The organism is Leadbetterella sp. DM7 (assembly GCF_040829825.2).
Lineage (GTDB): Bacteria > Bacteroidota > Bacteroidia > Cytophagales > Spirosomataceae > Leadbetterella.
This window is the reverse complement of record NZ_JBFOLH020000019.1, coordinates 22,926-36,819: the sequence shown is the minus strand read 5'-3', so window position 1 is coordinate 36,819 and position 13,894 is coordinate 22,926. Positions and strand designations below refer to the sequence as shown.

The following is a 13,894-nucleotide window of genomic DNA, read 5'->3' as shown; positions in this document are numbered from 1 at the left end:
TTTAATAAATACTTTTTAATGAAAAAAATAGTCTGTTCAATCGTGGGGGTGCTGCTGTATGCCGGTGTAATGGCGCAGTCCCCCCTGAAAACCTACGAGGCCACCATAACGGAGGCCGACCTCAAAAAATACCTTACTTATATTGCTTCTGATGAGCTCGAAGGAAGAGACACGGGCTCGGAAGGACAGAAAAAAGCCGCCAGATACATTATTGAGCACCTGGAGGAGTGGGGCCTTCAGCCGGTTGTCAGCACGGCATCAGGAAAAAGCTACCTGCAGACCTTCACTTTATACAAAGCCGATTGGGGCGAAGGATACGTGACGGCAGGTAAAAAGAAGATGGAGTTCTTCAAAGACTATATCCCGTCAGGTCTGGTGAATATTGCACAGGAGAAAAGCTTTGAGACCGTTTTTGTAGGCTACGGAGTCAAAGACGATAACCGCGACGACTACAAAGGAAAAGATGTCAAAGGAAAAGCCGTGGTGTTTTTGTCGGGCGACGGCAGCAGTGAAGGGCAGGGCTGGTCAGGCACGGCAGGCCTGAGAAGAAAGAACAAAATTGCCACTGACCTGGGCGCAGGCGCCATCTTTGAAGTTTCTGTAGCCGATGAGGCGGCTTTTAAAACCATGGTAGCGGAAAGAAAGGCCATACTGAGCCGTTACAGCCGTATGACCATCGAAAAATCACCTGCGGCTTCGGTAACGGCGGTTCCGGCGTTTGTGACGTCAAAAGCCATGGGAGCGGCGTTGATCGGTGTGAAAGCCTCAAAACTGGCTCAATACAAGGCCGGAAGCGCGCTCAAAACCCGGCCGGTAAGCATAAAAGTAAAATCAGAGCGGGTAGACAAGCCGGTGGAGACCGCTAATGTGATGGGCTTCCTGGAAGGTACCGACCGTAAAGATGAGGTAGTGGTGATTTCGGCACACTATGACCATGTGGGCATTGATGAAAAAGGACAGATCTATAACGGGGCAGACGATGACGGTTCGGGAACCTGCGCCGTGCTTGAGCTGGCACAGGCGTTTTCACAGGCCAAAAAAGACGGGCACGGCCCGCGCAGAAGCTTCCTCTTCCTGTGGGTGACCGGCGAAGAGAAAGGATTGCTGGGCTCTGAATACTTTACCGAGCACGACCCGGTGATTCCGCTGAAGAACATTATGTGTGACCTGAACATAGATATGATAGGAAGGGTGGACAAAAAGCACGAAGCAGACCCCAACTATACCTATATTATCGGTAGCGATAAGCTCTCTTCCGAATTGCACGCCATTTCGGAGAAAGCCAATAAGGAAAGTGTGAACCTGGCGCTGGATTACGAATTTAACGATCCGAATGATCCCAATAAATTCTACTACCGTTCCGACCACTACAACTTTGCCAAGCACAAGATTCCGATCGCCTTCTATTTTACGGGTGTTCACGAAGATTACCACCGGCCGGGTGATGAGGTGGAGAAAATCCTTTTTCCCCGCTATACAAAAATCGTGAAGCTGGTATTCAACACGGCCTGGGAATTGGGCAACCGCGACAAGCGGATCGTGGTAGACAGCAACAAGCCGTAACTAAAAAATTAGTAATGGATAATTCCGAAGGAAAATATAACTCTATCGTTATCAATGATTAATACGTTTAATTGGCTAAAACTGCTGTTAAAAGGAATTTTTCAAGGATTAACGGGGATTAAATTTTAGTAAATTATTTGTCGAAATAATTTTTGTTTTAAATGTTTTTCTTTAGAATTGCCAAAGAATTATTTTCAAAATCAATTAAAAACAATTAAAAAATTTCAGAGAGGTTCGGGAGAACTTATTTTGAAAGAACTTTTTTAACCCTAAAAATTTTTTATCCAAATGGCAAAAACTCAGAATGCTCCGGTTGCTAAGGCAGCAAAAAAATCATCTGGCGGAATTAATCCGATCATTGTTATTCCGATCCTTATCGCGATTGCGATACTTATTTACATTTTCGTTTTGGGAGATCCCAGCAACTTCCATGATCCCGAAACAAAACATGATCCAAAAGGTACACTTGGAATTATCCACGCCGGTGGTTTTATTGTGCCTATCCTTCTTTCTTTCTTCCTGATGGTACTGGTTTTCGGTATCGAGCGTTTTGTTACCATCAGCAAGGCCAGCGGTTCCGGAGACCTGGACGGTTTCGTAGCGAAAGTTCGCGGTTATCTGAACAACAATAACATTGCAGATGCCAAAAAAGAATGCGAAAAACAAAAAGGAACAGTAGGAAACGTAATCAGAACTGCGCTTGAGAAATACGAGCAGCTTCAGTCTGACGGCGGCCTGAACAAAGAGCAGAAACTGGCAGCCCTTCAGAAAGAAGTGGAAGAAGCTACTTCCCTTGAGCTTCCTATGCTGGAGAAAAACCTGCCTATCCTTTCTACCTTAGGTTCGGTTTCTACACTGGTTGCCCTGCTGGGAACAGTATTAGGTATGATCCGTTCATTCTTTGCCCTGGGTTCAGGCGGTGGCTCTCCGGATGCAGCTGCTCTGTCAAAAGGTATTGCAGAAGCCCTTATCAACACAGGTTTAGGTATCGGTACTTCAGCTATCGCGATTATTGTATATAACTACTTTACTGCATCTATAGATACCCTTACTTATAAAATTGACGAGATCGGATTAAGTCTGCAGCAAAACTTTGCTTCGCATAACTGATTCGGAACTTTTATTGTATTTTTTCAATTTATAATATAAAGGAGAATAGATGGCAGCAGTAAAACCAAAACGGCATAGTCCTACCATGGACATGACGGCCATGTGTGATGTAGCGTTTCTTTTGCTTACATTCTTTATCATGACGTCATCGTTCAGGAGTGAGGAGGCCGTGTCTATTAATACGCCATCTTCGGTTTCCAAATTGAAGGTGGAAGAGACAGGCATCGGAACGGTGTCTATCACCCCCGAAGGCAAGTATTATTTCGGTGTGTCAGATCCTATTGAAAAAAGGAAATTCCTGAACACCCTGAATACTAACCTGAAAATGAATCTGAGCGACGTGGAAAAGAAAGCTTTCCTGGACGTAGCTGAGATCGGGGTGGGTAAAGACCGGATCAAATCGTATTTGTCACTGAGTAAAGGTGACAGGGAAAAGGCAGTTCTTCCCGGCATTCCGTTAGACTCGACCAACACCGAGCTGATTGATTGGGTAAGAGCTTACGCTGAAGCTAACCCCCAGGGCCAGCTGGCTATCCGGGGTGACGTAAAAACCCAGTACCCTGCAGTTAAAATACTGTTTGATGAGTTGGCGAAAGTGAAATTCTATAAGTTTAGACTTATCACTAAAGGAGAATAACCCTAAATTGATTTTAAGAAATGGCAGAAGTACAGGTAAAAGAATCAGGCGGGAAAAAAGGTGGTAAGGTAAGATCGAAGAAAGGGGGCGGTAAGCCCGACATGACACCTATGGTGGACTTAGGCTTCCTTCTCTTAACGTTCTTCATTTTCACTACAACGTTTAGCAAACCCAATATGATGAAGCTAAACATGCCGGAGAAAACAGACGAGAAGAAACCCGAGACCACAGAAAGTAAAGTGTCTAACACGATTACTATTGTGATGGGTAAGGATGACCGGATTTTCTGGTATCAGAAGCCGCTGGCAGATGTGACGGTTGATGACCTGATGGAAACAGATTACTCGGCTTCGGGTATCCGGGCCGAAATCAACAAGAAACGGGCAAGTGCAATTGACACCTCGAAGTTCACGGTGATCATTAAGCCGTCTAATGAAGCTACCTTCGAAAACGCGGTAGACATATTGGACGAGATGGAGATTACGGGAAATAAGCGTTTTGCGATCGTGGATCTGATGCCACAGGAGCAGAAAGCTTATGAAGAACGGATGGCAAGGCCGAAAGGACAGTAAACTAAGGTAAATTGATATAGACAAATGGCACAGAAAGTAACCTTAGACGATATAGTATTTGAAAACCGGAATAAAGAGTACGGTGCATACTATCTGAGAAAGAACTACAGCAAGTATCTTACCAAAGCTACCATTATCGGAGCTACGATATTTTGTCTTTTCCTTGGCGGAGCGCTGGCTTTTAACAAATTCCAGGCGGCCAACGCGGAAAAGGAGATCCTGGTAGACTTGTCAGCTACGAACCTGGATGAAGAGCTCCCCGAAGAGGAGCTGGAAATCCCGGAAGAGCTGCCACCTCCGCCTCTGGAAGAACCACCTCCGGAAGTAGCCCAGGAGAAATTCCTTCCTCCCGAGCCTAAGAAAGACGAGGAAGTGAAGATCGAGGAACCACCACCACCGGCAGAAAAGCTGGAGAGAGCGGTTATTTCAAACAAAACAGTGGAAGGGGCTGAAGCCAAGGATGTATTCATCCCACCTCCACCACCAAAAGAAGTAGCCGTTGTAAAGGTGGAACAACCTAAAGAAGAGGAAATCTTTGTAGGTGTAGAGCAACAGCCTGAATACCCCGGTGGTGATAAGGCCATGTATACCTTCCTTGGGAAGAACATCAACTACCCTGCAGCTGCTACAAGAGCGAACATATCCGGAAGGGTGACTGTTCAGTTCGTAGTGGAAAAAGACGGGTCAATAGGTACCGTGAAAGTGTTGAAGGGAATTGGTTTTGGTTGTGACGAAGAAGCCATGCGGGTGATCAAGTCAATGCCGAAATGGAGTCCCGGTAAACAAAACGGAAGGGCCGTAAGGGTGTATTACACCATACCGGTGATGTTCCAGCTGAGCGATTGATTTTGTTTTCTTTTCTTATACAAAAGAGCCGAAAATATTCGGCTCTTTTTTTTGTACTTTCATTTTTAACTATTAATTTAGTTGTATAAAACTAAACAATTAGTTTTATACAATTGTTTTAGGTGTAACGCAAACCTGAATAGAAAATGAAAGTGACGTTAGACGATGTGGTCTTTGAGACCCGGAACAAGGAGTATGGAGCATACTACCTGAGAAAAAACTACAGGCGCTACCTCACCCGTGCTACGGTGATGGGAACCGGCCTGTTCTGCCTGCTGTTTGGCGCGGCGCTGGCTTTTAACAAAATCCAGGATGCCAACAGGGAAAAGGTGACTTATGTGATTGTGAACCCTTTTGATCTGCCGCAGGATGACCCTGAGCCGGTGGTACCGGAAGAGCTGCCCCCGCCACCTCTGGAAGAATCGCCTCCGGAAATGGCCGAGGAGAAATTCCTGCCTCCCGAGCCTAAGAAAGATGAAGAGGTGCTGGTAGAAGAGCCGCCGCCACCGGCCGAAAAGCTGGAAAAAGCAATTATTTCCAACAAGACGGTAGAAGGAGCAGAGGCCAAAGACGTGTTCATTCCGCCGGCACCGACCAAAGAAGTGGCCGTGGTGAAGATGGAACCGGTTGCCGAAGACGAGATCTTTATGGGGGTGGAGCAGGAAGCGGAATTTCCCGGAGGCTTAAATGAATTGATGAAGTTCCTCAAAAAGAATGTGAGCTACCCGGCTGCGGCGCAAAGGGCCAACATTTCGGGAAAGGTGATCCTCCAGTTTGTAGTGGAGAAAGACGGAACTGTAGGCCAGATCAAGGTTCTCAAGAGCGTGGGATTCGGCTGTGATGAGGAGGCCGTACGGGTAGTGAAAGCCATGCCGAGGTGGTCGCCGGGAAGGCAGAACGGCCGCGCGGTAAGGGTATACTATACGCTGCCGGTCAGCTATACGCTCCAGGAATGAGGCATGCCTCGGGCAGGCCAGGTACCTGCAGCAGATCATGCTCCTGCAATACCGGCCTGCCCGAGGTGCTGTCTGAGACGGACCCGGCATGAAAATATTTCTCCGGCCGGAGAAATATTTTTCGGCCCATACCCGAAAAGTTGACAAATCTGCTTATTTTGGCGTAAAAATGACGTCAGGTGGTAAAAACACCGGATTTGTAAAGCATGAACATAGAAGAGATCTTAGGTAAGCTGAAATTTGTACTGAGCCTGGTGGTGCCGGTTTGTTATGTAGGTATGGGCATTTATGTAATTTCCGAGAAAATATTTATCGTGAAAATACAGCCGCCCCTGTTTGCTTACTCGTTAGGGGCGGTGTTGATTGCTTACGGGCTATTCAGGCTTTACAGGGCCGTTAAACAGTAATGAGGAAATGATGAGATGGATAGGAATTATGGTGTGCGTTCTGGTGCTGGCCGCCTGCCAGTCGAAAAAGAGTGATCGCCCCAGCATTTATGAAGGCAGAATTAATGTAGGAATGGATGAGTCGATCGGTGCGATCATCCATGCCGAAACTGACGGGTACCGGATGCACTACCCCAGGGCCTCTTTTGATAACTACGTCATGCCCGAGAACACCGCCGTGAAGCTCCTGCTGGAAGACTCGATGGATGTGATCTGCATTACCCGTACGCTCAATGAAGAAGAGATGAAGGTATTGGAGAAACGGGAGATCACCTACAAGCCGGCCCCTATGGCCCTGGATGCCGTGGTGTTGGTGATGAACCGGGAGGCCCAGCGAACGGGCATTTCACTGGCTGAGCTCAGGCAGCTGTTTACCTCCGGTGACTCTCCTGTGAAGCTGGTCTTTGACAGTGGCAATTCAAGCAACCTGAACCAGGTGCTGGGCCGCCTGGGAATTACAGACTTCAGCCGGAAAAACGTGGTGGCAGCCGGTGGAAACCAGAAGGTATTTGACTGGGTACAAAAAGACAGGAACGCCATAGGCTTTGTGGGGTATAACCTGATCAGTGAAAAGAGCAGCGAAGTGACGCGTGAGCTTAAGAACTCGGTAAAAATACTGAACGTCAGCGGAGACGGAGCCGGGGTGCTTCCTTCAAAAACCACTATCCTGGACCAGACCTATCCTTTTCACCGGACCATTTACCTGCATACCCTGGGAACCGCCTGGGGAGTGGAGAACGGGTTCATCCGGTTTGCCTGCAGCAAACCCGGACAGCTGATTGCTGAAAAAATGGGGCTTGTACCTTATTATGCTATCCCTAAGGAGTTTGTATTAAGCAAAGAATCATTGGATTAATTTTTTTAACCTGCCCTGCTTTTTTTAACAATTGATTAAGAAAATTATGTTTTTTAAGCGGGTCTAAGGGTTAAATGCAGAAAAATCATGGAAAAATGCCTTTGTACGAGAGATGAAATTTGCTTAAATTGCGAGCCGATTTCAATATTTAACCGAAAAAGTAACTTTACAGCTTATTTAGAAATGATGATGAAGAGAACAAAAATTTGGGCGGTAGTAGGATTGCTGCTAACTTTTACCTGGTCGTTCGGACAGAGTATTGACCAGGTTGTTAAAGACCTGGATGCGGAAAGATACACGGCAGCCCTTGACGGAGCGAATAAGCTGGTAGTTTCATCGCCGGGCACGGATACGTACTTTCTGAAAGGGTACACTATCCTCTCGTCTCCGGATTATGCCAAGCCGGAAAACCTGAAAGCCGCCCGCGAGGCTTTTGAAGCAGGGAATGCTTTGGAAAAGAAGGGCGATCCCCTGAACCAGGTAGGTTTGGGAATGGTAAAGCTGGCATCCAAAGACATGGCTGGAGCAAAAGCGATCTTTGATGAAGTTAAAAAAGATACCAAATCGAAAAACCCGGATGTGCTTTACCGCATTGCCGAAGCCTATGTGATGTTTCCTGAAGCCAATGACCCGGCAGAAGCCATCCTGACCATTGACCTGGCATTAGACAAGCACAAAACCAAAGATAACCCGGAATATTACCTGGTGAAGGCAGAGGCATACCTGATGAAAGGGGATGGCGGAAGTGCCATGAACGCGCTGAACAATGCTGAAAGAGTAGGGAAGAAGCTGGCAAAAACCTATTCCAGAATGGCCCGTATCTGGTTACAGAGCCGTAACTACCAGGGAGCTCAGGAAGCAATCAACAAAGGAATTGCGGCAGATCCGACCCATGCGCCGATCTATAAATACCAGAGCTCGTACTGGCAGACTTTCGGTGATTTCTCTAAATCAGCCGAGGCCGCTTCCAACTACCTGAAAAACTCTGACGGAGACGTGAAAGCAAAACTTCGTTATGCGAAGCTGGCCTTTATTGCGAAAGACTATGTGAACCTGAAAAGAATACTGGGCGAGATCAAAGGTTCAACCAGTGATCCGTACATTCACAGAATGGAGGGTATTGTGAACTACGAAGAGGGCAAATACACCCAGGCCGTAAAAGATTTTGAAAGCTTTATAAAAGCCAATCCGAAAGATGAGAACTTCGGCCTGGACTACGGGTACATTGGTCGTGCCTACCTGAAAATGGGCGGAGACTCGGCTACTGTGGCCATGAATGACTCATTGGGTCTGCTGAATATTGACAAAGCGGTAGCCGTTAACGATACCACTTTAGAAGCCGATTACTACAGTGAGGCAGCGCTCATTATGATGGAAAGAGGTGCTTTTGATAAAGCGGCCCAATTGACAGAGAAGAGCCTTAGCAGCAAAAAAGAACCTAATGCTTCTGACTATGCCAGCCTGGGTACTACATTTTTCAGAGGCCGTAACTGGACCAAAGCCAATGAATACCTGGAGAAAGCCCTGGTAGAATATAAAGACGGATGGCCGGCAGGTTACGCCCTGGCAGCCCTGGCTAAAACCTACCGCGATGCCGGTGACACCACTAAAAATCATTTGTACCTGGGAGCAGCTGATTTCGAGAAATACCTGCAGCTGATTGGTGAAGACGGTAAGAAGAACCCGGCTAACCAGACCTATGTGGTATATGCGCTGAAAACCCTGGCCGGTAGAGACCTGTCGAACCAGAATGTGGAAGCTGCCAAGGCCAAGATCGAAGAGCTGCTGAAGATCAAGCCTGATGATGCGGATGCACAGGCGATGTTCCACCGCTTCAGCAAAATGCTGGATCCGAATTATGTGATCCCGGAGACGCCGAAAGACTCAACGGGGAACGGAAGAGATTAAAATAAAAAAAGCCTGAAACTCAGGCTTTTTTTATTGCGCTTAATGCTTATCTTGCGGCCCGATACCATATTGTAAACTGAAATAGATGTTTAATCTTGTAATTTTTGGCCCTCCGGGTGCGGGAAAAGGAACCCAGTCAGAGAAGATCATTAATAAATATAAACTGGTACACCTCTCTACAGGAGATATGTTCAGAGCCCACATCTCTAATGAAACAGAGCTGGGCAGGAAAGTGAAGGAAATGCTGGCCGACGGCCGGTTGGTGCCTGACTCGATCACCATTGATATGCTGGAAGAAGAAGTGAAGAAAAATCCCGAAGCCAAAGGATTTATCTTTGACGGTTTTCCGCGTACCGTACCACAGGCCGAAGCGCTTGATGCTTTCCTGGAAACCAAAGGTTGCGGAATTGACCTCGTTTTGCAGCTCGACGTAGACCAGGAAGTGATCAAACACCGGATCGCCGAGCGCCAGAAGGTGAGCGGCCGGGCAGATGACGATGCCGTTAAGCTGCTGAAACGGATTGACGAATATTTTGACAAGACCATCCATGTGCTGCCTTACTACAAAGAGCAGGGAAAAGTGACCACCATTAACGGTGTGGGCAGGATTGAAGATATTTTTGATAAGATCTCCGGCGCGATAGACGAAAAATACTGAGCACCCGCACGATGGTGGGTACTGAAAACTCCTTGTTATGAGGAGTTTTTTGTTTTAAAAGAAACTAAACAGGGGCCTGCTTAGGTTCTAGATATATGACATCGAACTTTATTGATTACGTAAAAATAAACCTGAAATCAGGTAACGGTGGCCGGGGCTTTGCGCATTTCCGGCGTGAAAAATTTGTAGATAAGGGTGGCCCCGACGGTGGCGACGGCGGCCGGGGCGGCCATATCATACTACGGGGTAACAAGCAGTACTGGACCCTCATTCACCTGAAATACCAGAAGCATATCAAGGCCGATCACGGTGAAGGCGGTGGCAAAAGCCGCAGTACGGGCAAGCAGGGCAAAGATGTGGTGCTGGACGTGCCTTTGGGAACCGTGGCCCGGAATGCAGAAACGAATGAGAAGCTGGCGGAGATCCTGGAAGACGGTCAGGAGGTGATTCTGCTGCCCGGCGGGATGGGCGGACTGGGCAATTACCACTTCAAGACCAGCACCAACCAGGCTCCGGATTACTCGCAACCCGGAATCCCGGGCCAGGAGATCTGGGTCATCCTGGAGCTGAAGCTGTTGGCTGATGTGGGGCTGGTGGGCTTCCCGAATGCCGGGAAATCTACCCTGCTTTCGGTGGTGTCGGCCGCACGCCCGGAGATCGGTGATTACCCGTTTACCACCCTGGTGCCTAACCTGGGGGTAGTGCAGTATCATGACTTCCAGTCGTTTGTGATGGCCGATATCCCGGGCATTATTGAAGGGGCTTCGGAAGGCAAGGGGCTGGGGCTCCGGTTTTTACGGCACATTGAGCGAAACAGCAACCTGCTGTTCCTGGTAGACGGAAGCGGTGAGACACCGGCCGGGGAATATACCACCCTGCTCAGTGAGCTTGAAAAATATAACCCGGAGCTGCTGGATAAGAACCGGTTGCTGGCCATTACGAAGTGCGACCTGATCACGGAATCAGACCGGGAGGAGATCCGGGCAACACTGCCGCCGGGAATTCCCTGTGTATTTATCTCAGCGAAGACCATGGAGGGCATTAGCGAGCTGAAAGACCTCATCTGGCAGAGTCTGAACGATTATTTAGAATAATTTCAAACTGCATTTCAGGGGGCATTCTCCCCGCTGATCTGTTTTTTTTATGTTCCCGGGGTAGTATTTTTGTTTGTTAAAATATCATTCAATGTCAGTTAGTGTTCCGCAGGATTATTTACCTCTTTTTATACAATTGGCCCTGGCGCTGGGCTTTGTGGTGATGACGCTGATTGCCACCCATGTACTGGGCCCCCGGCTACGCAGCAGGAAGAAAGAGATGCCGTTTGAGTGCGGTGTGGAAAGTGTGGGTGATGCGCGTATGCCGCTGAATGTGCGTTATTTTCTGACCGCCATTCTGTTTGTATTGTTTGATGTGGAGGTAATATTCATGTATCCCTGGGCGGTGAATTTTAAGGGCCTGGGATGGCTCGGTTTTTATGAAATGCTGCTGTTTGTGGCGTTCCTGATGGCCGGCTTTTACTATGTGATCAGGAAAGGAGTTCTTGACTGGGAAAAAGAGTAATTATGACAAGTGTAAAAATGACAGATGCGCCTCCGGGATATGAAGGGCCGGGTTTTTTTGCCACTTCTTTGGATAAGTTGATCGGGATAGCCAGGAGTAATTCTCTGTGGCCGCTTCCGTTTGCCACGTCCTGCTGCGGCATAGAATTCATGGCTACCATGGGGTCGCACTACGATATTTCGCGGTTTGGTGCCGAAAGGCCCAGCTTCTCCCCCCGACAGTCAGACGTGCTGCTGGTGATGGGCACCATTGCCAAAAAAATGGCGCCGGTGGTGAAGCAGGTATACCTGCAGATGGCCGAACCCCGTTGGGTGGTGGCCGTGGGTGCCTGTGCTTCATCGGGTGGAATTTTCGATACCTATTCCGTATTGCAGGGAATTGACCGGGTTATCCCGGTAGACGTATATGTGCCGGGCTGCCCGCCCCGGCCCGAGCAAATCCTGGATGGCCTCATGCAGGTGCAGGAGCTGGCCAAAGGCGAATCGCTGAGAAGAAGAGAAAGCGAAGAATACAGGGCCTTGTTGGAATCGTATAATATTCTGGAGAAAAATGATAGATAATCAACGCCTGGTAGAGGAGATCGGGGGGCATTTCGGAGAGAAAGTGCGCCAGTTCGGAGAGAATTCGGGCATTCTTACCTTTTCCATCGCTCCCGGTGACCTAACGGAAGTGGTTGCCTTTTTAAAGGAGCACCCCGTGCTGAAATTTAATTTTCTTACAGATATTACCGGTATACATTTTCCGGATAACGAAGGCGCCGAGCTTTGCTCGGTATACATGATGCACAGCTGGGAAAACCGGATCCGGGTACGGATAAAGGTTTTTCTTCCGAAAGAAAACCCGGTGGTTCCTTCCCTGACGCCTTTGTTTAATGCAGCCAACTGGATGGAACGGGAAACATTTGATTTCTTCGGGATCCTCTTTTCCGGGCATCCTAACCTGAAGCGTATCCTGAATATGGAAGATATGGATTATCATCCTATGCGGAAAGAATATGCTTTGGAAGACCCGACCCGGAGAGACAAAATTGACGACTTATTTGGAAGATGACAGAAAAAAATACCCTGGTAGCCAGAACACAGGAAGAGGCTCTGGCACTGAATGTCCCTCTTCAGGAAGAGAATAACTACACCACGCTGAATCTCGGGCCTACGCATCCGGCCACCCACGGGATTTTCCAGAATATCCTGACCATGGACGGTGAGAGGATCGTTTCCAGTGATATGACGGTGGGGTATATTCACCGGGCATTTGAGAAGATAGCCGAAAGGCGGCCCTTTTACCAGATCACCACGCTGACCGACCGCATGAACTACTGTTCGTCGCCCATCAACAATATGGGATGGCACATGACCGTAGAAAAGCTGCTGGAAATTACAGTGCCCAAGCGGGCCCAGTATATCCGGGTGATCATGATGGAGCTGGCCCGGATTGCCGATCACCTCATCTGCTCATCTATCATGGGCGTTGATACGGGGGCCTTCTCGGGCTTCCTGTATGTGATGCAGGAGCGGGAAAAAATTTACGAGATCTACGAAGAGATGTGCGGTGCCCGCCTGACCACCAACATGGGGCGTATTGGCGGGATGGAGCGCGACCTTTCGCCTACTGCCATCAAAAAGATAAAAGACCTGGTGTACAACTCCCTGCCGAAAGTATTTGCTGAATTTGAAGAGCTGTTCGACAGGAACCGGATTTTCCGCGACCGGACCATAGGAGTAGGTGCTGTAAGCCAGGAAATGGCCATGAGCTACGGCTTTACCGGCCCCAACCTGAGAGCTGCGGGCATTGATTATGATGTACGGGTCATGGAGCCCTATTCTTCGTACGAAGATTTTGAATTTGATATTCCGGTAGGGCATAACGGCGATACCTATGACCGGTATAAGGTGCGGAACGCCGAGGTTTGGGAAAGTATCAAAATTGTACGGCAGGCTATTGAAAACCTCCCGGAAGGACCCTACTATGCCAACGAGAACCATTATTACCTGCCGCCCAAGCATTCGGTATATCGTAATATGGAAGCCCTGATCTACCACTTTAAGATTGTGATGGGCGAAATAGATGCCCCGGTAGGAGAGGTATACCATGCGGTGGAAGGCGGAAACGGTGAGCTGGGCTTCTACCTGATCAGTGACGGCGGGAGGACTCCTTACCGGCTGCATTTCCGCAGGCCCTGCTTTATCTATTACCAGGCTTTCGGTGAGCTGATCAAAGGCGGTACGGTATCCGATGCTGTTCCGATCATGAGCAGCCTGAACGTTATTGCCGGTGAACTTGATGCTTAACAAAAGAGAGAGATGATTGCATTTACAGAAGAAAGATTGGCCCGGGCGGAAGAAATCATCGCTCGTTACCCGGAAGGCAGGCAAAAGTCGGCCTTATTGCCATTGCTGCACCTGGCGCAGGAGCAACACGGATGGGTGAGCGCAGAGGTGATGGATTATATTGCTGAAAAACTCGGGATTGAACCCGTGGAAGTATATGAAGTGGCTACTTTTTACACCATGTTCCACCTGGAGCCGGTAGGTAAGCATGTCATTGAATATTGCCGGACCGGCCCTTGTTGCGCTATGGGCGGTGAAGAGGTCTATGCGTATATGAAAGAGAAGCTGGGAGTTTCTTCCAACCAGACCACCGCTGACGGATTATTCACACTGAAAGAAGTGGAATGCCTGGCGGCCTGCGGCTGGGGCCCCTGTTTCCAGATCAGGGAGAAATTCTATATGCATCTGGATAATGCAAAAATTGACCAAATCATTGACGAATTGAGTAAGTAATT

At 48.4% G+C, this 13,894-nt stretch carries 16 protein-coding genes; all 16 read left to right on the top strand.

All coding sequences use genetic code 11. The features are described from left to right. Positions 1 to 18 precede the first annotated feature (18 nt). Positions 19 to 1,563 carry a M28 family peptidase gene (locus AB2U10_RS17130; protein ID WP_367916140.1) on the top strand — a complete coding sequence of 515 codons (1,545 nt, stop codon included), beginning with the start codon at positions 19 to 21 and terminating at the stop codon, positions 1,561 to 1,563. 288 nt (positions 1,564 to 1,851) lie between these two features. After that, on the top strand, positions 1,852 to 2,673 hold the full coding sequence (locus AB2U10_RS17125) for a MotA/TolQ/ExbB proton channel family protein (protein ID WP_367916141.1): 822 nt from the start codon (positions 1,852 to 1,854) through the stop codon (positions 2,671 to 2,673). 49 nt (positions 2,674 to 2,722) lie between these two features. Further along, complete coding sequence (locus AB2U10_RS17120) at positions 2,723 to 3,310, top strand: ExbD/TolR family protein (RefSeq protein ID WP_367916142.1); 588 nt, start codon at positions 2,723 to 2,725, stop codon at positions 3,308 to 3,310. A gap of 20 nt (positions 3,311 to 3,330) precedes the next feature. Then, complete coding sequence (locus AB2U10_RS17115) at positions 3,331 to 3,882, top strand: ExbD/TolR family protein (RefSeq protein WP_367916143.1); 552 nt, start codon at positions 3,331 to 3,333, stop codon at positions 3,880 to 3,882. 24 nt (positions 3,883 to 3,906) lie between these two features. Then, positions 3,907 to 4,728, top strand: coding sequence for an energy transducer TonB (locus tag AB2U10_RS17110; RefSeq protein WP_367916144.1), 822 nt, complete (start codon positions 3,907 to 3,909; stop codon positions 4,726 to 4,728). 146 nt (positions 4,729 to 4,874) lie between these two features. Then, on the top strand, positions 4,875 to 5,684 hold the full coding sequence (locus AB2U10_RS17105; RefSeq protein WP_367916145.1) for an energy transducer TonB: 810 nt from the start codon (positions 4,875 to 4,877) through the stop codon (positions 5,682 to 5,684). A 206-nt stretch (positions 5,685 to 5,890) separates the two neighbouring features. Beyond that, on the top strand, positions 5,891 to 6,091 hold the full coding sequence (locus AB2U10_RS17100) for a hypothetical protein (protein ID WP_367916146.1): 201 nt from the start codon (positions 5,891 to 5,893) through the stop codon (positions 6,089 to 6,091). A 7-nt stretch (positions 6,092 to 6,098) separates the two neighbouring features. Next, positions 6,099 to 6,986 (top strand): PstS family phosphate ABC transporter substrate-binding protein, encoded by an 888-nt coding sequence (locus tag AB2U10_RS17095; RefSeq protein ID WP_367916147.1) that lies wholly within the window; start codon positions 6,099 to 6,101, stop codon positions 6,984 to 6,986. A gap of 183 nt (positions 6,987 to 7,169) precedes the next feature. Beyond that, positions 7,170 to 8,894 (top strand): tetratricopeptide repeat protein, encoded by a 1,725-nt coding sequence (locus AB2U10_RS17090; RefSeq protein WP_367916148.1) that lies wholly within the window; start codon positions 7,170 to 7,172, stop codon positions 8,892 to 8,894. Between the two features lie 85 nt (positions 8,895 to 8,979). Further along, positions 8,980 to 9,552 carry an adenylate kinase gene (locus tag AB2U10_RS17085; protein WP_367916149.1) on the top strand — a complete coding sequence of 191 codons (573 nt, stop codon included), beginning with the start codon at positions 8,980 to 8,982 and terminating at the stop codon, positions 9,550 to 9,552. A gap of 95 nt (positions 9,553 to 9,647) precedes the next feature. Continuing rightward, the gene (obgE, locus tag AB2U10_RS17080; protein WP_367916150.1) at positions 9,648 to 10,646 is read left to right on the top strand and encodes a GTPase ObgE; all 999 of its coding nucleotides are present in this window, start codon (positions 9,648 to 9,650) and stop codon (positions 10,644 to 10,646) included. Positions 10,647 to 10,737: 91 nt separating this feature from the next. Next, the gene (locus tag AB2U10_RS17075) at positions 10,738 to 11,112 is read left to right on the top strand and encodes an NADH-quinone oxidoreductase subunit A (protein WP_367916151.1); all 375 of its coding nucleotides are present in this window, start codon (positions 10,738 to 10,740) and stop codon (positions 11,110 to 11,112) included. 2 nt (positions 11,113 to 11,114) lie between these two features. Continuing rightward, positions 11,115 to 11,672: an NADH-quinone oxidoreductase subunit B gene (locus tag AB2U10_RS17070; RefSeq protein WP_367916152.1), complete on the top strand. Its 558-nt coding sequence runs from the start codon at positions 11,115 to 11,117 to the stop codon at positions 11,670 to 11,672. Next, positions 11,662 to 12,162: an NADH-quinone oxidoreductase subunit C gene (locus AB2U10_RS17065; RefSeq protein WP_367916153.1), complete on the top strand. Its 501-nt coding sequence runs from the start codon at positions 11,662 to 11,664 to the stop codon at positions 12,160 to 12,162. Before AB2U10_RS17070 ends, AB2U10_RS17065 begins: the two co-directional genes overlap by 11 nt. After that, positions 12,159 to 13,400 (top strand): NADH dehydrogenase (quinone) subunit D, encoded by a 1,242-nt coding sequence (gene nuoD, locus AB2U10_RS17060; RefSeq protein ID WP_367916154.1) that lies wholly within the window; start codon positions 12,159 to 12,161, stop codon positions 13,398 to 13,400. Before AB2U10_RS17065 ends, nuoD begins: the two co-directional genes overlap by 4 nt. A 12-nt stretch (positions 13,401 to 13,412) precedes the next feature. Then, complete coding sequence (locus tag AB2U10_RS17055) at positions 13,413 to 13,892, top strand: NADH-quinone oxidoreductase subunit NuoE family protein (protein ID WP_367916155.1); 480 nt, start codon at positions 13,413 to 13,415, stop codon at positions 13,890 to 13,892. The last annotated feature ends 2 nt before the right edge of the window (positions 13,893 to 13,894 follow it).

What these genes read in the sequence shown, in the direction of transcription:
- AB2U10_RS17130 (WP_367916140.1), top strand. Translation starts at nt 19, where the DNA reads ATGAAAAAAATAGTCTGTTCAATCGTGGGGGTGCTGCTGTATGCCGGT.
- AB2U10_RS17125 (WP_367916141.1), top strand. Translation starts at nt 1,852, where the DNA reads ATGGCAAAAACTCAGAATGCTCCGGTTGCTAAGGCAGCAAAAAAATCA.
- AB2U10_RS17120 (WP_367916142.1), top strand. Translation starts at nt 2,723, where the DNA reads ATGGCAGCAGTAAAACCAAAACGGCATAGTCCTACCATGGACATGACG.
- AB2U10_RS17115 (WP_367916143.1), top strand. Translation starts at nt 3,331, where the DNA reads ATGGCAGAAGTACAGGTAAAAGAATCAGGCGGGAAAAAAGGTGGTAAG.
- AB2U10_RS17110 (WP_367916144.1), top strand. Translation starts at nt 3,907, where the DNA reads ATGGCACAGAAAGTAACCTTAGACGATATAGTATTTGAAAACCGGAAT.
- AB2U10_RS17105 (WP_367916145.1), top strand. Translation starts at nt 4,875, where the DNA reads ATGAAAGTGACGTTAGACGATGTGGTCTTTGAGACCCGGAACAAGGAG.
- AB2U10_RS17100 (WP_367916146.1), top strand. Translation starts at nt 5,891, where the DNA reads ATGAACATAGAAGAGATCTTAGGTAAGCTGAAATTTGTACTGAGCCTG.
- AB2U10_RS17095 (WP_367916147.1), top strand. Translation starts at nt 6,099, where the DNA reads ATGATGAGATGGATAGGAATTATGGTGTGCGTTCTGGTGCTGGCCGCC.
- AB2U10_RS17090 (WP_367916148.1), top strand. Translation starts at nt 7,170, where the DNA reads ATGATGATGAAGAGAACAAAAATTTGGGCGGTAGTAGGATTGCTGCTA.
- AB2U10_RS17085 (WP_367916149.1), top strand. Translation starts at nt 8,980, where the DNA reads ATGTTTAATCTTGTAATTTTTGGCCCTCCGGGTGCGGGAAAAGGAACC.
- obgE (WP_367916150.1), top strand. Translation starts at nt 9,648, where the DNA reads ATGACATCGAACTTTATTGATTACGTAAAAATAAACCTGAAATCAGGT.
- AB2U10_RS17075 (WP_367916151.1), top strand. Translation starts at nt 10,738, where the DNA reads ATGTCAGTTAGTGTTCCGCAGGATTATTTACCTCTTTTTATACAATTG.
- AB2U10_RS17070 (WP_367916152.1), top strand. Translation starts at nt 11,115, where the DNA reads ATGACAAGTGTAAAAATGACAGATGCGCCTCCGGGATATGAAGGGCCG.
- AB2U10_RS17065 (WP_367916153.1), top strand. Translation starts at nt 11,662, where the DNA reads ATGATAGATAATCAACGCCTGGTAGAGGAGATCGGGGGGCATTTCGGA.
- nuoD (WP_367916154.1), top strand. Translation starts at nt 12,159, where the DNA reads ATGACAGAAAAAAATACCCTGGTAGCCAGAACACAGGAAGAGGCTCTG.
- AB2U10_RS17055 (WP_367916155.1), top strand. Translation starts at nt 13,413, where the DNA reads ATGATTGCATTTACAGAAGAAAGATTGGCCCGGGCGGAAGAAATCATC.